At 76.4% G+C, this 20,899-nt stretch carries 3 protein-coding genes; all 3 read left to right on the forward strand.

All coding sequences use genetic code 11. The annotated features are described in order from the left end of the window. The first annotated feature begins 86 nt into the window (after window positions 1-86). The 3 genes from GXP74_RS22530 (at window position 87) to GXP74_RS22540 (ending at window position 20,894) form a co-directional block, all read left to right on the forward strand. The gene (locus tag GXP74_RS22530) at window positions 87-1,160 is read left to right on the forward strand and encodes an alkene reductase (protein WP_182453052.1); all 1,074 of its coding nucleotides are present in this window, start codon (window positions 87-89) and stop codon (window positions 1,158-1,160) included. Between the two features lie 694 nt (window positions 1,161-1,854). Continuing rightward, a complete protein-coding gene (locus GXP74_RS22535; protein WP_182453053.1) occupies window positions 1,855-3,228 on the forward strand; it encodes a serine hydrolase in 1,374 nt (457 codons plus the stop codon). A 131-nt stretch (window positions 3,229-3,359) separates the two neighbouring features. Then, entirely contained in the window at window positions 3,360-20,894 is a 17,535-nt protein-coding gene (locus tag GXP74_RS22540; protein ID WP_182453054.1) for a non-ribosomal peptide synthase/polyketide synthase, read from the forward strand. The last annotated feature ends 5 nt before the right edge of the window (window positions 20,895-20,899 follow it).

A 20,899-nucleotide genomic window follows, 5' to 3' on the forward strand; every position in this document is an offset into this window, starting at 1 on the left:
GACATCCATGTGAGGTTTTAGCGTAGCGCTCGTGCCCGGGTTCGGGCACCGCGGAACACCGTTGCGGAGCACCAAGGAGTCCTGACGTGACCACCCTCTTCACCAGCCACCGGCTCGGCGGCCTGACCCTGCCCAACCGCGTGGTCATGGCCCCGATGAGCCGGGTCCGCGCCGCCGCCGGGGGGCTGGCGACGCCGTCGATGGCGACCTACTACGCCCAGCGGGCGACCGCCGGGCTGATCGTGAGCGAGGGCGTGCAGCCGAGCCTGATCGGTCAGTCCAACCCGGGTACGCCGGGGCTGCACACCGACGAGCAGGTCGCCGCCTGGCGTCCGGTGACCGAGGCCGTCCACGCCAACGGCGGCCGGATCTTCGCCCAGCTGATGCACGGCGGCCGGGTCTCGCACGCCGACACCACCGGCCTGCGCCCGGTCGCGCCCTCGGCGGTCCCCGCCGTCGGCGAGGTGTTCACCGCGACCGGACCCAAGCCCGCGCCCGTCCCGCGCGCCCTGGAGACCGCCGAGGTCCCCGAGCAGGCGGGGTCGTACGCCCGGGCCGCCCGGCGCGCGGTGGACGCGGGCTTCGACGGAGTGGAACTGCACGGCGCCAACGGCTATCTGATCTCGCAGTTCCTCTCCTCCAACGCCAACCTGCGCACGGACGGCTACGGCGGCTCGGTCGCCAACCGGATCCGGTTCGCGGTCGAGGCGGCGGCGGCCACCGTCGAGGCCGTCGGCGCGGACCGGACCGGCATCCGGCTCTCGCCCGGCGGGACCTTCTGGGGTGTCGAGGAGGCCGACGTCCCCGAGCTGTACGCCGCGCTGCTCGCCGAGCTCGCCCAGCTGCGGTTGGCCTACGTGCACCTGGAGGCCACCGCCGACGAGGAGGTGCTGGTCGCCCTGCGCCGGGCCTGGCCGGGGACGCTGGTGGTCAACCCGGTGCTGCCGATGGGCCCCAAGCAGACCGGCCGCCACGACGCCGAGCACTGGCTCGGCCTGGGCGCCGACCTGATCAGCTTCGGTCGCGCCTTCATCGCCAACCCCGACCTGGTCGAGCGGCTGCGCGGCGGCCTGCCGATCGCCCCGGTGGACGAGAGCACCTACTACCAGGGAGGCGACGCCGGCTACCTCACCTACCCGACCCATCAGTACGCGGCCTGACCAGGCGGGGCCGACGGGCACCGGCAGCGCGAGGGCGGCCACGGCGAGGGATTGAGATAACTGTGCGATAGTCGGATATATGTTCGACATTAAGAGGAAGATCTCTTGCCTTTATTCGAACATTCGACATTGGTCGCCCCCTCGGACGAAAATCATCCCAGGTGAATATGCGCGTTATCGCGCTGAGGTGCGACGATGTGGGAATGACCCGCCCTGCACGACAATCAGCCCGGCCGGTCGCCCCGGCCGGGCCGAGCCGCGTCCGCCCCCCGTTCAACTTCGCGGGGTTGCGAGTGAATGACCCACCGTGAAGACTGTGCTGCGTTCGTCGTCGTGCGGTTCGGAGCTGCGGTCCCGCACAGTTCTTCAGCACCTGCCGACAGTTCCTACGCATCGTTGCGTAGGAGAGATGCTTGGGGATAGCCATGTCAGATCGGCCCACCGAACAGGATGCGGTTCTCGGCTGCGGTCAGCGGCGGGACCGTTGTATCCTCCGATGGACGTGTTGACGTGCTTTGAGCTGGTTCTGCGCCATCTCGACCTTGGCTGACGCCAGGCGACCGGGGGGTCTCGCACGGGTGCGTCGCACGGGTCACCGGCTTCGCCTGGGGGCGATCACGGAGTCCTACCCGGCCGGTTCGACCTGCCCAGCCCTGCCACGCCCGCGCACATTCCAACGGGAGTTCGCCTTCTCATGCTGTACACCACCACTGCTCCGGTCACTGAGGACTCGTCGTTACGCTTACGCGGCGAGTTACAGAGCCGGCTCGATGCCCTGGCCCGCGGCCATCGGGTTCCCGGCGCCCAACTCGCCCTGGACACCGGCTCGGGGACCGTCCTCCTGCACACCGGGACAGCCGACCTGGACACCGGGGCACCGGTCACGGCGGACACCGCCGTGCCCCTGGGATCGCTCACCAAGCCCTACACCGCCGCCCTGGTGATGCTCCTCGCCGACGACGGCGACCTCGATCCGGACGACCCGGCCGCCGACTACCTGCCCGAACTGAGCCGGACACCGGACGTGACGATACGTCAACTCCTGAGTCACACCAGCGGATTACCTACCGGTCCGGACTCCGACACCGCGGCCGGGACCACCACCGCCCACTATCTGTCGTCCGTGTGCACCGCCCGGGACTCGCTGTTCGCACCCGGAGCTGACTTCTCGTACTCCAACGCCGGGTACATAGCCGCCGGACGGCTGGTGGAGCAGGTGACCGGCATGCCGTGGCACGAGGCCGTGCGCACCCTGCTGCTCGAACCCCTGGGCACGACCCCCGCGTTCCTGGGTACCACCACGGCCTCCCGCCCGGTCGCCGCCGGCCACACCCGCAACACCGCCAACGGCCGGGTCCGCCGCGTCGAGCAGAACCTGGCTCCGCTGGAGGCCCCGGCCGGAGCGCTGCTGGCGAGCGCCGCGGATCTCGCCGCACTGGGCCGCGCCCTGGTCGGAAGGACCCCGATCGGCCTGCCGCCGGTGCTGCCGCCCACCGTCGCCAAGCAGATGCGGCATCCCGAATCCGCCGCCCGGCCGGGCGCGTTGGCGGACGGCTGGGGGCTGGGACCGGCGCTCTACCGCCAGGGCGACACGCTCTGGTGCGGCCACGACGGCAACGCCCAGGGCACCTCCTGCCACCTGCGGGCCGACCCCGACAGCGGCGCCGTGGTCGCCTTCACCGGCAACTCCGGTTCCGCCACCGCGCTCTGGCGCGACCTCGCGGCCGAGCTGGCCCGGCTGACCGGCATCCGCGTGCCGCTGTCGACCGCACCACCGGTCAACCGGGGCGCACCCGTCGTGCTGCCCGAGTGCGTGGGCGCCTACGCCAACGGGGACACCGTGTACCGCGTCGCGCTGGAGCCCGACGGCTCGCCGACGCTGTCGGTGGACGGCGACCTGCCGTTGCCGCTGCTCTGCTACCGCGATCTGTCCTGCGACCTGGTCGACCCGGACACCGGGCAGCGCGAGTCCGGCGGACGGTTCCACCGCGACCCCGCCACCGGCGCGGTCGACCGGGTGCAGATCTCCGGGCGCGTGGCCCGCCGCACCGACCACGCCCCCGCCTGAGCCCACCGCTCGCAGCACCGCGCAGACCCGGGCGAGCCGCGCCCACCCGCCGCGTCGCTCCCCTGGTCGGCGCCGCCCACTCGCCCGCGCACCCTCGCGTCGCCTCCTCCCCACCCGGAAGGACCCCACCCATGGCCGCCCGCCCCGAGAAGCCCGAACTCGCGCCCCGCACACCGCAGGCCGGGAGCACCGCCGGGCCGCCGGAGCACGGCGCAACCCGGTCGGGGGGCTACCCGACGCTCGGTGAGCTGTTCGCCGCCTGGGTGGCCCGCACCCCGGACGCGCCCGCGATCACCGACGGCCGCCGCGGTTGGACCTACCGGGAGCTGGCGTCCCGGGTCGACCTGCTGGCCGGTCACCTGGTGCGGCTCGGTGCCGGTCCCGACCGCACCGTGGCGCTGGTCCTGCCGCGCTCGCTGGAGCTGATCGCGGCGGAGCTGGCGGTCGCGCGGGCGGGCGCCGCCTTCCTGCCGGTGGACCCGGCCTATCCCGCCGAGCGCCGGGCGCTGATGCTCACCGACGCCGCCCCCGCGGTGACCCTGGACGACCTGGCCCAGGTCCGCCGACTCCTGGAGGGGACCGGCACGGACGCCGCTCCCCCGGCCCCGGCGGTCGGCCCCGACCACACCGCGTACGTGATCTACACCTCCGGTTCCACCGGGACACCGAAGGGCGTGGCGGTCACCCACCGCGGCATCGGCGGGTTCACCGGGGCCGCCATCGAACGCTACGCGGTGCGCCCCGGCGACCGGGTGCTCCAGTTCTCCTCACCCAGCTTCGACGCCTCCGTCCTGGAGCTCTTCATCTCGGTGCTGTCCGGCGCCACCCTCGTGGTCCCGCCGGACGGCCCCTGGCTGGGCGAGGAACTCGCCGCCGTCCTGGAGCAGCACCGGATCACCCACTCGCTCATCCCGCCCGCGGCGCTGGCGACGCTCCCGGCACCGGCCGCGGGCGCGCCGGACCCGCTGCGCACGCTGATCGTCGGCGCCGAGGCCTGCCCGGCCGGTCTGGTCGACCGCTGGGCGCCCGGCCGACGCATGATCAACTCCTATGGTCCGACCGAGGCCACCATCGTCGCCACCTGGACCGGGCCGCTGTCGGCCGGCAGCGGCACGCCGACGATCGGCAGCGCGTTACCGCACACCCAGGTGTACGTCCTCGACGCCGCGATGCGTCCGCTGCCGCCCGGCGCCGACGGCGAGCTGTTCATCGGCGGCGACGGTGTGGCCCGGGGCTACCTGAACCGCGCGGGCCTGACCGCCGCCCGCTTCGTCGCCGACCCCTTCGGGCCGCCCGGTGCCCGGCTCTACCGCACCGGCGACCGGGCGCGCTGGACCGCCGACGGAACGCTGGAGTTCCTCGGCCGACTGGACCGGCAGGTGAAGCTCCGCGGCTTCCGGATCGAACCGGGGGAGATCGAGGCCGCGTTGCGGCAGCATCCGGACGTCGGCGAGGCCGTGGTCGTGGTCCGCGAGGACGAACCGGGCCGGGAACGCCTGGTCGGCTACGTCACCCCGGCCGCCCCGGAGCGGGTGCCGGACCCGGCGGCGCTGCGCGCGGCGGCGGCCGAGGCGCTGCCCGCGCACCTGGTGCCGTCCGTCGTGGTGGTGCTGGACGCGCTGCCGCTGACCGCCCAGCACAAGATCGACCGGCGGGCGCTGCCCGCGCCGGTCCGCCCGGCCGCGCCCGAACGGACCGAGCCGCTGACCGCGCGCGAGCGCGCGCTGGCCGGGATCTGGGCCGAGGTCCTCGGCGCGGACGCGGTCGGGGCGACCGACGACTTCTTCGACCTGGGCGGCGACTCGATCCTGGCCGCCCGGATCCTCGCCCGGATCCGGGCGGAACTGGGCGTCAGGATCACCCTCCGGGACGTCTTCACCGCGCGCTCGGTCGCCGGGCTGGCCCCGCTGCTGGGCGAAACGGCCGAACCGGCCGAACCGATCCCGGCCGCCCCGCGCACGGGGCCGCTGCCGCTGTCCAGCGCCCAACGGCGGCTGTGGTTCCTGGACGACCTCAACCCCGGCACCAGCGAGTACAACACCGGGGTGGCCCTGCGGCTGCGCGGCCCGGCCGACCCCGAGGCGCTGCGCCGGGCCCTGCGGCGGCTCGCGGCCCGGCACGACTCGCTGCGCACCACCTTCACCACGGTCGACGGCCGGGGCGGGCAGCGGGTGGCCGCGACGGCCGCGCTGCCGCTGCGCACGGCCGACCTGGGCGCGCTGCCCCCGGCCGAGCGCGCCGAGGCCGCCGAGCGGCTGCTGACCGACGAACTCAGCCGCCGGTACGACCTGCGGGAGGGGCCGCTCACCCGGGCGCTGCTGGTCCGCCTCGCCGACGAGGAGCACCTGCTGCTGCTGGGGCAGCACCACATCGTCACCGACGGCTGGTCGGTGGGCGTCCTCACCCGCGAACTGGCCGCGCTCTACCGCGCGGAGGCCACCGGCGAGCCGGACGGGCTGACCGCCCCGGCCGTGCAGTACCCCGACTTCGCGGTGTGGGAGCAGCGCAGCCGGAGCACCGACGCCGGGGACCTCGACTACTGGCGGCGGCAGTTGTCCGAGCTGCCGCGGTTGCGGCTGCCGGTCGACCGGCCCCGCCCGGCGATCCGCACCAGCTCCGGCGCGGCGCACCGGCACCACCTCCCGGCCGAGTTGCTGGACCGGCTGCGGCAGCTCGCCGCCGGACGCGGGGCGACCCTGTTCACCCTGTTCGCCGGGGTGTCCGCGCTGCTGTTCGCGCGCTACTCCGGCCAGCGGGACGTGGTCTTCGGCACGGTCACCAACGGACGCGACCGCGCGGACCTGGAGCAGGTGACCGGCTTCTTCGCCAACACGGTGGTGCTGCGCGGCGACGTGGACGAGGCGCTGACCGTCGACCGCTTCATCGAGGGCATGCGGGCGACCGTGCTGGACGCGTTCGTCCACGCCGGGGTGCCGTTCGACCGGCTGGTCGAGGAGTTGGCCCCGCGCCGGGATCCCGGCCGCACCCCGCTGGTCCAGGCGCTGGTCGTGCAGCAGCAGCCCGGCGCGGCCCTGCCGAGCGCGGGCGGCGTGCGGTTCGAGGACCATCCGCTGCCCCGCCCGGCGGCCCGCTTCGACCTGGTCCTGGAGTTCGCGCCGGAGGCCGCGGGCGGCTGCGAACTGACGGTCGAGTACAACACCGACCTGTTCGACGCCGCGACGGTGGCCCGGCTCTCCGGTCACCTGCACCGGCTGCTGGCGGGGATGGCGGCCGGACCCGGGCGGACGCTCGCCGAGTTGCCCCTGCTCTCCGACGACGAGGGGCGGGCGCTGCTCGACGCCTGGAACCAGCCCGCCCGCGCCGGGCGGGACACCCCGGACGGGGTCCGGCTGGACCACGCGGAGCTGAACCGGCGCGCCGCGGCGGCCGGGGTCACCGAGCCGACCCGGGTCTACCTGCTCGACCGCGCGCTGCGCCCGCAACCCCCGGGCGCGGCAGGCGAGTTGTACCTGGCGGGGAGCGGCCCGGCGGATGGCGACCCGGGGCGGGCCGGGCTGACCGCGTCCCGGTTCGTCGCCGACCCGTTCGGCGCGCCCGGAGCCCGCATGTACCGCACCGGCGACCTGGTGCGCTGGAGCGCCGAGCACGGCCTGGAGTTCCTGGGCCGGGTCGACCAGCGGGCCGGGGCGCGGGGGCCCGGCCGGGAACGGCTTCCCGAGCCGGGGCCGAGCGGGCGCACCGCCCGCCACGTCGCCCCGCGCACCCCCACCGAGCAGCTGCTGGCCGCCGTCCTGGCCGAGGTGCTGCGGGTGGACCGGGTGGGCGCCGACGACAACTTCTTCGAGCTCGGCGGCGACTCCATCCTGAGCATCCAGGTGGTGGCCCGCGCCCGGCAGGCCGGTCTGTCGGTGACCTCCCGGGACGTCTACCAGCACCAGACCGTGGCCGCGCTGGCCCGGTGCGCGGACGCCGCCGGAGGTCCGCCGCCGACCGCCGCCGCCACGGTGGCCGCCACCGGCGCGAGCCCGCTGACGCCCATCCAGCGCTGGTGGTTCGACCGCGCGGCCGGGCGGGCCGGTCACTTCGCCCAGACGCTCTCGATGCTGCTGCCCGAGGACCTGGATCCGGCGGCGCTGGAGCAGGCCCTGAACGACCTGGTCGGCCACCACGACGCGCTGCGCTCCGACTTCCGGGGCGCGGGGCTCCCGAACCCGGACAGTGCCGCGGACGCGCGCTGGCAGGTCGCCGACCGGGCGCCCCGGACGGTCCTGGCCCGGCACACCGGTCCGGACACCGACACCCCGCACCTGGGCCCGTTCGAGCTGGACCACGGGCCGCTGCTGCGCGCGGTGCTGCACGACCGCGGCCCCGGCCGACCGCCGGTGCTGCACCTGGCCGTGCACCACCTGGTGGTGGACGGGGTCTCCTGGCGGGTGCTGCTGGAGGACCTCGACCGGGCCTACCGGACCCGCCGCGACGGCGGCGACGGGGCGGGCGCGCTGCCCGCGAAGTCCTCGCCGCTGCGGCAGTGGGCGCTGCGGCTGCGCGCGCACGCCGCCGAGGGCGGTTTCGACGAGGAGCTGCGGTACTGGTCGCAGGCGGTCCCGGACTGCCCCGACCCGTTCCCGGCCGACCTGCCCGACGGCGCCGACAGCTACGCCTCGGCCCGCTCGGTGACCGTGCGGCTGAGCCCCGGGGACACCTCGCTGCTGCTGCGCACCCTGCCCGACACCTACCGCACCCAGGTCAACGACGTGCTGCTGAGCGCCCTCGGCCGGGCGCTGTGCGCGTCGAGCGGGCAGCCGCGGGTGCTGGTGGACGTCGAGGGGCACGGCCGCGAGGAGGTCTTCGCGGACCTCGACCTCAGCCGTACCGTCGGCTGGTTCACCACCCGCCACCCGGTCGCGCTGGCCGTGCCCGCGCGGGCGGACTGGGACACGGTGCTCAAGCAGGTCAAGGAGCAGCTCCGGGCCGTCCCCGGGCACGGCCTGGGGTACGAGGTGCTGCGCTCGCTGGGCCGCTTCGGGCCCGCCGACCGCGGCACCGGCGCGCGGATCAGCTTCAACTACCTGGGGCGGATGGCGTTCCCGGACGCCCCGGACGGGCTGGCCCGGGGCACCTTCCGGCCGCTGGGGCTGGACGCCGACCCGCTGGCGGAGCGCCCGCACCCGCTGGAGGTGGTCGGTCGACTCGACGGCGACGCGCTGGAGTTCACCTGGTTCTACGCCGACCGGCGGTACCACGAGAGCACCGTCCGGGCGCTGGCCGAGGGCTTCGCCGACGCGCTGGCCGACCTCGCCCGGCACGCGGCGCGGCCGGACGCCGCCGGGCGCACGCCGTCCGACTTCCCGCTGGCCGGGCTCGACCAGGCGGCCGTGGACCGGGTCGTGGGCCGGGAGCCGGCCACCGTCGAGGACGTGCTGCCGCTGACCCCGACCCAAGCCGGGATGCTCTTCCACGGCCTCTCCCAGGAGGACAGCGGCGTCTACGTCCAGCAGCTGGGCTTCGTGCTGGAGGGCGTCCCGGACCCGGACGTGCTGGCGGCCGCCTGGCAGCGGGTGACCGACCGCACCGGGGTGCTGCGCGCCCGGGTCGCCTGGCAGGACGTGCCCGAGCCGCTGCTGGTGGTCCAGCGCCGGGCGACCGTGCCGGTCACCCGGCTGGACTGGCGCGACCTGCCCGAGGACGTCCGCCGCGCCCGCCTGGGCGACCTGCTGGACCGCGACCGCGCGCGCGGCGTCGACCTGGCGCGGGCCCCGCTGCAACGCCTGGCGCTGGCCCGGGTCTCCGACACCGCCGTCCAGGTGGTGTGGACCTTCCACCACCTGGTGCTGGACGGCTGGAGCCTGTTCCAGGTGCTGTCGGACGTCTTCACCGCCCACCGCGCCCTGTCCGCGCACGGACCGGACGCCCCGGTCGCCCTGCCGGACCGCCGCCCCTACCGCGACTACCTGGCCTGGCTGGGCGGCCGCGACTGGGCCCGCGCCGAAGGGCACTGGCGGGACCGGCTCTCCGGGCTGGCCGAGGCCACCCCGCTGCCCTGGGACCGCGAGCCGCGGGAGACCCACCGCGCGGAGTCCAGCCAGGCGGTCCGGGCGACCGTGCCCGCCGCCGCCACCCGGGCGCTGGAGCAGCTCGCCCGGACCTCGGGGCTGACCCTGAACACCCTGGTCCAGGGCGCGTGGGCACTGCTGCTCGGGCGTCAGGCGGGCCTGGACGAGGTGGTGTTCGGCACCACCGTGTCCGGGCGGCCGGCCGAGCTGCCCGGCTCCGAGGCGATGACCGGCCTGTTCATCACGACCCTGCCCACCCGCACCACCATCGCGGGCGACGGCACCCTGCTGGACTGGCTCCGTCGGTTGCAGCACGAGCAGAGCGAGGACCGGCGCTTCGACTACGTGCCGCTCACCCGGATCCGGACGTTCACCGGCCTGCCCGAGCGGGTCGCGCTGTTCGACAGCATCGTCGTCTTCGAGAACTACCCGGTGGACGACGACCTGGCCGCCGCCCACGGTCTGGGCCTGAGCGGCCTGGACGGCATCGAGACCACCAACTACCCGCTGAGCCTGGTCGCCTACCCGGGTCCGGAGCTGGACCTGCGGCTCTGCTACGACCCGGAGCTGTTCGACGCCGCCACCGTGCGGCGGATGGCCGGGCAGCTCACCGTACTGCTCGCGGGCATGCCCGAGGGCGGGCAACTCCCGCCCGCGCGGCTGCCGTCGCTCACCGCCGACGGCCGCGCGCGGGTGCTCCACGGCTGGAACGACACCGCCGTCGACCTCCCCGAGCGCAGCGTCGCCGAGCTCTTCGCCGAGCAGGTGCGCCGCACTCCCGACGCGACCGCCCTGGAGGCCGGTGCCGAGCGGGTCAGCTACCGGGAGCTGGACGCCCGCGCCGCCGCCCTGGCCGACCGGCTGCTGGCGCTCGGGGTCCGGGTGGAGCGGCCGGTCGGGGTGCTGCTGAACCGTTCCGTCGGGCTGATCGAGGCGCAGCTGGCACTGGTCCGCACCGGCGGGGTGTACCTGCCGCTGGACGGCCGGGCGCCCCGGGAGCGGCTGCGCCGGATGCTCGCCGAGACCGGCGCGGAGCTGCTGCTCACCGACGCGCGGTGGGCGGAGACCGCGGAGGCCCTGCTCCCCGGCCGGGTGCTGCGGCTCGACGGCCCGCTGCCCGCGCCCCGGCCCGGAGCGGCCCCGGCCGCCCCGGCGGTGCATCCCGACAACCTCCAGTACCTGATGTTCACCTCGGGCTCCACCGGCGTCCCCAAGGGCGTCGCGGTGCGCCAGCGCGACGTCGCCGCGCTCGCCCGGGACCGGGCCTTCAGCGGCCACGACCGGGTGCTGGTGCACTCCCCGCACGCCTTCGACGCCGCCACCTACGAGGTGTGGGTGCCGCTGCTGCGCGGCGGCACCGCCGTGCTGGCCCCGCCGACGGAGCTGGACGCCGCCGTGGTCCGCCGCGCCGTCACCGAGCAGGGCGTGCGCTGCCTGTGGCTGACCGTCGGCCTGTTCCGGCTGCTCGCCCAGGAGGACCCGGCCTGCCTGCGCGGCGCCCGGGAGGTCTGGACCGGCGGCGAGGCGGTGCCCGGCGCGGTCGTCCGCCGGGTGCTGGAGGCCTGCCCCGGACTGACCGTGGTCGACGGCTACGGACCGACCGAGACCACCACCTTCGCCACCCGCCGGGTCTTCCGCTCCGGCGACCCGCTGCCCGCCGTGCTGCCGATCGGCCGCCCGCTGGACAACACCCGGGCGTACGTGCTGGACGCGGCGCTCCAGCCGCAGCCGCCGGGCATCACCGGGGAGCTGTACCTCGCCGGGGCCGGTCTGGCCCGGGGCTACCAGGGGCGGCCCGGGGAGACCGCGGCCCGCTACCTCGCCGACCCCTTCGGTCCGCCCGGCGGCCGGATGTACCGCACCGGCGACACCGTGCGCTGGAGCGACGACGGCGAGCTGCACTTCGTCGGCCGCGCCGACGACCAGGTCAAGATCCGCGGGTTCCGGATCGAACCCGCCGAGATCGAGGCGCGGCTGACCGCGCACCCGGGCGTCGCCGAGGCGGTCGTGTCGCTGGACCAGGACGCCGGACGCAAGCGCCTGGTCGCCCACCTGGTGCCGGTCGGCGGCGGCCCGGCGCCGTCCGCCTCGGCGCTGCGCGCGCACCTGGCGGCCGACCTGCCGGACTACATGCTGCCCGCCGCGTTCGTCACCGTGCCGGAGCTGCCGCTGACCGGCAACGGCAAGGTGGACCGGCGGCGGCTGCCCGCGCCCGACTGGTCGGCCGCCGGGGACAGCGCGTACCGCCCGGCGGGCACCGGGACCGAGCGGGTCCTCGCCGCCATCTGGGCGGAGCTGCTCGGGGTGGAGCGCGTCGGCGTCGACGACAACTTCTTCATGCTGGGCGGCGACTCGATCCTCAGCATCCAGGTGGTCTCCCGGGCCCGGGCGGCCGGGCTCGCGCTGAGCCCGCGCGACCTGTTCCGGCACCCCACGGTCGCCGCGCTGGCTGCCGCTGCGGGCACCGCCGGGTCCGTCGCCGGTACCGGGCCGGTCCACGGCGAGGTCCGGCTCACCCCCGTCCAGCACTGGTTCCTGGACCCGCAGCCGACGCAGGCCGCCCACTTCAACCAGTCGGTGCTGGTGGCGGCGCCGGGCGAGGTCGATCCGGAGGTCCTGCGCCGGGCGCTGACCGCCCTGTGGGCGCACCACGACGCGCTGCGCTGCCGGTTCACCGCCGACGCCGACGGGGCCTGGCGGCAGCACTGCGCCCCGGCCGACGCCGCCCCGCCGGAGCTGCTGCGGGTCTGCGACCTCGGCGGGCTGGATCCGGCGGCGGCCGAGCAGACCGAGGCGCGGGTGACCGCGGCCGCGCAGGCCGGGTTCCGGTTGGACTCCCCGCCGCTGTTCACCGCCCGGCTGTTCACCGGCGACGGGGCCCGGCCCGCCCGGCTGCTGCTGACGGCGCACCACCTGGTGGTCGACGGCGTCTCCTGGCGGGTGCTGCTGGAGGACCTGGAGACCGCCTACCGGCAGGCCACGGACGGACGGCCGCTGCGGCTGCCCGCGCGCACCAGCTCCGTCCAGGAGTGGACCCGCAGGCTGCACGAGCACACTGGGAACGGCGGCTTCGCCGACCAGTCGGCGCACTGGCGGGCCGTCGCCCGGCACTGCGCGGCGCCGCTGCCGGTGGACGGCGACGGCGACGGCGGCAACACCGGCGCCGACCTGCGGGCGGTGACGGTCGTCCTGGACCGGGAGCGCACCGACCAGCTGCTGCGCAAGGTGCCCGGGGTCTACCGCACCCGGATCGACGACGTCCTGCTGACCGCCCTCGGCCGGGTGCTCGCCGGGTGGACCGGACGGCGCACCGTCGCCGTCGGCCTGGAGGGGCACGGCCGCGAGGACCAGCTGTTCGAGGACGTCGACCTGTCCCGCACGGTCGGCTGGTTCACCACCCTGTTCCCGGTCGCGCTGGAGGTCCCGGAGGGGGACTGGGGCGCCGCGCTGAAGTCGGTCAAGGAGCAGCTGCGGGCGGTGCCGCAGCGCGGTCTCGGCTACGGCGCGCTGCGCCACCTGGCCCGGGATCCCGGGCTCGCGGACGCGGCGACCCCCGGTGTCAGCTTCAACTACCTGGGGCGGTTCGACTGGTCGGCGCCCGGCGCGGCCCTGGTCGGCGCGGTCCCCGGCGGCCTCGACGGCGCCGAGGCGCCCGGCACCGCGCGCCCGCACCTGCTGGACGTGGTGGCCCGGGTGGAGCGGGACCGGCTGGAGATCAGCTGGTACTACAGCGACCGGCTGCACCACGAGCGGACCGTCACCGGGCTCGCGGAGGGCATGCTGCGGGCGCTGGAGGAGATCGTCGCGCACTGCGCCCTCCCGGACGCGGGCGGCCGCACCCCCGCCGACTTCCCGCTGGCCCGGCTCGACCAGGCGGGCGTGGACCGGGTGGTGGGTGACGGACGCGCGGTGGCGGACGTCTACCCGCTGACGCCGATGCAGGCCGGGATGCTCTTCCACAGCCTGCTGGACCCGGCCGGTGGCAGCTACCTCAACCAGGTGCAGCTGGTGCTGACCGGGGTCACCGACCCGGACGCGCTGGCCGAGGCGTGGCGCCGGACCGTGGACGCCAACCCGGTCCTGCGCACCCGGCTGGCCTGGCAGGAGACCGCCGAGCCGGTCCAGGTGGTGCAGCGGCGGGCCGCCCTGGAGGTGGCCCGGCACGACTGGGGCGGGCGGTCGGCGGAGCCCGACGGGCCGGAGATGGCGCGGCTGCTGGCGGAGGACCGGCGGCGCGGCGTCGACCTGACCGCCGCTCCGCTGATGCGGCTGGCCCTGATCCGGCTGTCGCCGACCCGGGTGCGGCTGGTGTGGACCTTCCACCACGTGCTGCTCGACGGCTGGAGCGCGGCCCAGGTCTTCGACGAGGTGTGCGAGCGCTATGCCGCGCTGGCCTCGGGACGGCAGCCGCGGCTGCCCGAGCGGCCGCCCTTCGGCGACTACCTGCGCTGGCTCGCCGGTCAGGACCGGGCCCGGGCCGAGCGGTACTGGCGGGAGACGCTGGCCGGGTTCCCGGCGCCCACCGGGCTGCCCCGGGACCGGCGGCCCGCCGAGGCGCACCGCGCCTCCTCGTCCGCGTCGGTGCGGGTGAGCCTGGACGCCGAGCTGTCGGCGCGGCTGCGGGAGACCGCCCAGCAGGCGGGGCTGACCGTCAACACCGTGCTGCAGGGCGCCTGGGCGCTGCTGCTACAGCGCTACGGCGGCGGTGACGACGTGGTGTTCGGCACCATCGTCTCCGGCCGCCCGGCCGAACTGCCGGGCGTGACCTCGATGGTGGGCCTGTTCATCAACACCCTGCCGACCCGGGTGCGGATCGACGGACGGGCCCCGCTGCGGGACTGGCTGAGCGAACTGCAGGCCGCCCAGTCGGAGTCCCGGCGGCACGACTTCGTCTCGCTGGCGCAGGTGCAGACCTGGAGCGAGGTGCCCGGCGGGACCAACCTGTTCGACAGCATCCTGGTCTTCGAGAACTACCCGTTCGACGCGGACGCGATCGCCCGGCACGGCCTGGGCATGGAGCAGGAACGCGACGTGGAACCGACCAACTACCCGCTCAGCGTGGTGGTGGCGCCGGGCGACACGCTGTCGGTCAACCTCGACTACGACCCCGCCGCCTTCGACGCCGCGACCGTCGCGGGCCTCGGCGCGGGCCTGCGGACGCTGCTGGCGGGCATGGCGGCCGGTCTCGACCGGACACCGGCGGAGCTGCCGCTGGTGGAGCCGGAGCGCGGACGCGAGCTGCTGGAACGATTCGGCGGAACGGTGGCCGACGCCCCGCGGCGCACCCTGGCCGAGGCGTTCGGCCGCCGGGCCGCGGCCACCCCCGACGCCCCGGCCGTCCGCTGCGGCTCCGAGCTGCTCAGCTACCGGGAGCTCGACCAGCGGGCCAACCGGCTGGCCCGGCTGCTGGTCGCGGCGGGCGCCGGACCGGAGCGCTTCGTCGCGCTGGCGCTGCCGCGCACCGCCGACCTGGTGGTGGCACTGCTGGCGGTGCTCAAGAGCGGCGCCGGCTACCTGCCGGTGGACCCGGGATACCCGGCCGACCGGATCGCCTTCCTCTTCGCGGACGTGCGGCCGGACGCCGTGGTCACCGGCGCCGGGACGGCCGACCGGCTGCCGCGGGGACCGTTCACCCGGATCCTGCTGGACGACCCCGACTGCGCCGCGCGGCTGGCCGCCGCCTCGGCCGCCGACCTCGGCGACGACGAGCGGTCCGGGCCGCTGCTGCCGGAGCACCCCGCGTACGTGATCCACACCTCGGGTTCGACCGGCCGTCCGAAGGGCGTCGTGGTCGCCCAGTCCTCGGTGCTGGCCCTGACCGACTGGGCGGCGGCCGAGTTCGGCGGCCGGGGGCTGGCCCACGTGCTGGCCTCCACCTCGCTGAACTTCGACGTGTCGGTGTTCGAGATCTTCGCGCCGCTGCTGGCGGGCGGCTGCGTGGAACTCGTCCGCGACCTGCTGGCCCTGGCCGAGCGGGCCGAGCCGTGGCGCGCGGGCCTGCTCAGCGCGGTGCCCTCGGCCCTGGAGCGGCTGCTGGCGGAGGACGCGGTGCGGGTGACGGCGGACACGGTGGTGCTCGCGGGCGAGGGCCTGCCCGCCCGGACCGTCCGCCAGGTGCGCGCGGCGATACCCGGCTGCCGGGTGCTGAACATCTACGGCCCGACCGAGGCCACCGTCTACGCCACCGCCTTCGGCTGCGACCCGGCCGACCCCGACCGCGACCCGCCGATCGGCCGACCGGTCGGCGGCGCCCGGGCCTACGTGCTGGACGACCGGCTGCGCCCGGTGCCGGTGGGCGTGCCCGGGCAGCTGTTCCTGGCCGGAACCGGCGTGGCGCGCGGCTACCTGGGCCGCCCCGGCCTGACCGCGTCCAGGTTCCCGGCCGACCCCTACGGTCCGCCCGGTCGGCGCATGTACCGCACCGGCGACCTGGCCCGCTGGACCGCCGACGGCGACCTGGTCTACCTCGGCCGCACCGACGACCAGGTGAAGGTGCGCGGCTTCCGGATCGAGCTCGGCGAGGTGGAGGCCGCGCTGGCCGCCCACCCGCGGGTGTCGGCCGCCGCCGCCCGGGTGGTCGAGCACGACGGCCACCGGCGGCTGGTGGGCTACGCGGTGCCGCGCGACGGCGGGCTGCCGGACCCGGCGCAGTGGCGGGCCTTCCTCGGCCGCACCCTCCCCGACCACCTGGTCCCCGCTCTGGTGGTGCCGCTGGAGCGGCTGCCGCTGGGCGCCACCGGCAAGCTGGACCGGCGGGCGCTGCCCGATCCGGTGTGGGCCGCCCCGGCCGGGCGCGGCGACCGGCCGCCGCGCACCGACGCGGAACGGACGCTCGCCGCGATCTGGTCCGAGGTGCTCGGCCAGCCGGAGGTGAACGCGGACGACAACTACTTCGCGCTGGGCGGCGACTCGATCCTGGGCATCCAGATCGTCTCGGCGGCCCGCCGGGCCGGGCTGGCGCTGACGCCCCGCCAGCTGTTCACCCACCAGACCGTCGCCGAACTCGCCGCCGCCGCGACCGACTCCCCGACCGCGGCCCCCGCCGCGGTCGCCGCCGAGCAGGGCCCGGTGGTCGGCGGGGTTCCGCTCACCCCGGTCCAGCACTGGCTGTTCGAGACCGTTCCCGGCGACCCGGCCCGGTTCGTCCAGGCGGTCTCCTTCGAGCTGGTGGCGGACGCCGACCCGGCGCTGCTGGGCGCCGCGCTGACGGCGGTGCTGGAGCAGCACGACGCGCTGCGGCTGCGGTTCGCGGCGAACGACGGCGACGGCGACGGCGGCAGCAGCGGCGACGGGCGATGGCGCCAGCACGGCACCGCCCCCGGCGGTCCGGCCGAGCCGCGGGTGCACGAGCTGCCCGGCGGCGCGGCGGCGGGACCCGCGGTCGCGCTGGCGGCCGAGTCCCTGGCCGGGAGCTTCGACCTGGCCGCCGGTCCGCTGCTGCGGGCCGCGCTGTGCCGCTTCGCCGACGACCGGCGCCCGGTGCTGCTGCTGGCCGCGCACCACCTGGTGGTGGACGCGGTGTCCTGGCGGCTGCTGCTGGAGGACCTGGACACCGGCTACCGGGCGCTGCGGGCCGGCGGGCGGATCGACCTCGGCCCGAAGAGCACGTCGTTCCGGGCCTGGGCCGAGCGGCTGGCCGCGCACACCACCGGCGGCGGATTCGACGACGAACTCGCCCACTGGCACGCCGTCGAGGACCCCGCGCCGCTGCTGCCGACCGACCGTGCCGGGGCCAACACCGCCGCCGCCGAGCGGACGCTGACCGTCGGCCTGGACGCCGAGGAGACCCGGCGGCTGCTGCGGGACGTACCCGAGGCCTACCGCACCCGCGTCAACGACGTGCTGCTCTGCGCCCTGGGCCGGGTACTGGCCCGCTGGACCGGCCGCGACCGGGTGGCCGTGGCGCTGGAGGGCCACGGCCGCGAGGACCACCTGTTCCCGGACGTCGACCTGGCCCGGACCGTCGGCTGGTTCACCACCATGTACCCGGTGGTGCTGGAGGTACCGCGGGAGGCGGACACCGGCACGGCGCTGAAGGCGGTCAAGGAGAGCCTGCGGGCGGTGCCGGGCGGCGGCCTCGGCTACGGCGCGCTGCGCTACCTGCGGCCCGCGCCGGACCCGGAGCTGCCGGGCCTGCCGCTGGTCGGCTTCAACTACCTGGGCCGCCAGGACTGGAACGGCGCCCCGGGCGGCCTGCTGCACGCCCCGCACGGACCGCTCACCGGCGGGATGGACCGTTCCGCGGACCGGCCGCACCTGCTGGACGTGCTCGGGCAGGTCAGCGCCGGGCGGCTGGAGCTCACCTGGTCGTACTCCGGCGAGGTGCACCGGCGCGAGACCGTCGCCCGGCTGGCGGCCGAGACGGCGGCGGAGCTGCGGGCCATCGTCCGGCACTGCGCCGAGCCCGGCGCGGGCGGGCGCACCCCGTCCGACTTCCCGCTGGCCCGGCTGGACCAGGCGGCCGTCGACCGGCTGGCGGGCACCGGGCGCGAGGTGGCCGAGATCTATCCGCTGACGCCCACCCAGACCGGTATGGTCGTGCACGGCCTGGACGAGGCGGAGCACGGCCTCTACGTCGAGCAGATCACCTTCGTCCTGGACGGCGCCCGCGACCCGGCGCTGCTGGCCGCCGCCTGGCAGCACGTGGTCGACCGCACCCCGGTGCTGCGCACCGCCGTGGCGCTGCGCGACGTGCCGGTGCCGCTGCAACTGGTGCGCCGGGAGGCGGCGCTGCCGGTCACCGGGCACGACTGGAGCACGCTGCCCGAGCGGTCGCGCGCGGCGGAGCTGGAGCGGCTGCTCGGCGAGCAGCGGGCCACACCCTTCGCCCTGGACCGGGCCCCGCTGCTGCGCCTGGCCCTGGTCCGGCTGGGGCCGGACGCGGTGCGCGTGGTGTGGACCTTCCACCACCTGCTGCTCGACGGCTGGAGCGTCTTCCACGTGCTGTCCGACGTCCTGGTCGCGCACGCCGCGCTGGCCCGGGGCGAGCAGCCGGTGCTGCCCGAGCGGCGGCCCTTCGCGGACTACGCCGCCTGGCTGGCCGCCCGCGACCGCGCCGGGGCCACCGGGCACTGGCGCGACGTGCTGGCGGACCTGGCCGCGCCCACCGCGCTGCCCTACGACCGCAGGCCCGCCGGGGACGCCACCGCCCGCTCCGGGACCTGGCTGTCGCAGCGGCTCGGCGAGGCGGCGACCGACCGGCTGCTGGAGTTCGCCCGGCGGCACCGGCTCACCCTGAACACCCTGGTCCAGGGCGCCTGGGCGCTGCTGCTGTCCCGCTGGAGCGGTGAGCGGCGGGTCTGCTTCGGCACCACCGTCTCCGGCCGCCCGGCCGACCTGCCCGGCGCCGACACCGTCGTCGGCCTGTTCATCACCACCCTGCCGGTGCGGGTCGCCGTCGACGGCGGCGCCCGCTGCGGCGCCTGGCTGCGCGCGACGCAGGAGGCCAGGGCCGAGGACCGCAGGTTCGACCACGCGCCGCTGACCGAGCTGCACGGACTGAGCGGACTCCCGCCGGGGACCCCGATGTTCGACAGCCTGGTGGTCTTCGAGAACTACCCGGTCGGCGACGCCACGGCGGGCGCGCACGGCCTGCTGCTGCGCGACCTGGACGCCAGGGAGGCCACCAACTACCCGCTCACCGTGGTCATCTCCCCCGGCGAGCGGCTCAGCGTGGAACTCGGCTACGACCCGCGCTGCTTCGACCCGGACACGGCGGAGTCGCTGGCCGGGCAGCTGCTGCACACCCTGTCCGCGCTGGCCGCCGCGCCGGACACCGCCCGGCTGGACGACATCGACGTGCTGCCGCCCGGGCAACGGGCCCGGCTGCTGCGCCCGGCGGCGCGCCCGGCGCTCGGCCCGGTGCCCCCGGCCACCCTGCCCGACCTGGTCGAGGCCGCGGTGGACCGCTGGCCGACCGCGACCGCGCTCAGCGCGCCCGGCCTGGAGCTCCGCTTCGCCGAGGCCGAGGCCCGGGCCAACCGGCTGGCGCACCGGCTGATCGCCCGGGGCGCCGGTCCCGGCGGCCTGGTCGCGCTGCTGCTGCCGCGCTCGGCGGAGATGCTGCTGGCCGAGCTGGCGGTGGCGAAGACCGGCGCCGCGTTCCTGCCGGTCGACCCGGCCTACCCGGACGAGCGGATCGCGCTGATGCTGCGGGACGCCGCCCCCGCGCTCACCCTGGACGCCAAGGAGGTGTCCGAGCTGCTGGCCGCGCCCTCGGGCGGCGTCCCCGACCACCGGCCCACCGACGCCGACCGGACCCGCCCGCTCGACCTGGACGACCCGGCGTACGTCATCTACACCTCCGGATCCACCGGCACCCCGAAGGGCGTCGTGGTCACCCACCGCGGTCTGGCGGCGTTCGCCGCGGCCGAGGCGGCGCACTACCAGGTGGCGCCGGGCGACCGGGTGCTGGCCTTCGCCACCCCCAGCTTCGACGCCTCGGTGCTGGAGCTGTGCCTGGCGCTGCCGCACGGCGCCCGGCTGGTGGTGCCCGCCCCCGGCCCGCTGCTCGGCGCGCCACTGGCCGAGGTGCTGCGGGCGGAGGGGATCACCCACACCCTGCTGCCGCCGGCCGCGCTGGCCACCCTGCCGTCCGACTCCCCGGCGACGCTGCCCGCGCTGAAGACGCTGATCGTCGGCGCCGACGCCTGCGGCGCCGACCTGGTCGCCCGCTGGGCCCCGCACCACCGGATGGTCAACTCCTACGGGCCGACCGAGGCCACCGTGGTCGCCGCCTGGTCCGCCCCGCTGACGGCGGACGGCGCCGCGCCGCCGATCGGCCGCCCGCTGCCCGCCACCGGGGCCTACCTGCTGGACGCCCGGCTGCGGCCGGTCCCCGACAACGCCCCGGGCGAGCTGTGGCTGAGCGGACCGGCGCTGGCCCGGGGCTACCTGGGACGTCCCGGCCTGACCGCCGCCCGGTTCACCGCCGACCCGTTCGGGCCGCCCGGCAGCCGCATGTACCGCACCGGTGACCTGGTCCGCCGCGACTCCGGCGGCGAGCTGCACTACCTGGGCCGCGCCGACCACCAGCTCAAGCTGCGCGGCCACCGGATCGAGGCGGGCGAGGTGGAGGCGGCGCTGGTGCGCCACCCGGGCGTGCTGGACGCGGTGGTGAGCGTCCGCGAGGACGAACCCGGGCAGCAGCGGCTGGTCGCCCACCTGCTCGCCGCCGCCGACGCCGGGGCGCCGCCGACCGCCGCCGAGCTGCGCGCGCTGGCGGCCCGCTCGCTGCCGGGGTACATGGTCCCCTCGGCGTTCGTGGTCCTCGACCGCTTCCCGCTCACCGAGAACGGCAAGACCGACCGGCGCGCGCTGCCCGCCCCCGCGCCCGCGGCCGCGGTCACCGAGCAGCAGCGGGCCGCCCAGGTGGCGCCGCGCACGCCCACCGAGGAGGCGGTGGCGGCCATCTGGGCGCAGGCCCTGGGCACGGCCGTCGGCGTGGAGGACGACTACTTCCTGCTCGGCGGCGACTCCATGCGCGCCCTGCTGATCGCCTCCCGCGCGAACGACGCCTTCGGCGTCGCGCTCACCCCCCGCGACGTCCTGGTCTCCCGCACCGTGGCCGCCCTGGCGGAGCTGGTGGAGGAGCACGTGCTGAGCGAACTCGAAGACGCCGCGTACGGCGGCCCCGACGATGACGAACGGTGAGGAAC

The organism is Streptacidiphilus sp. P02-A3a (assembly GCF_014084105.1).
Taxonomy (GTDB): domain Bacteria; phylum Actinomycetota; class Actinomycetes; order Streptomycetales; family Streptomycetaceae; genus Streptacidiphilus.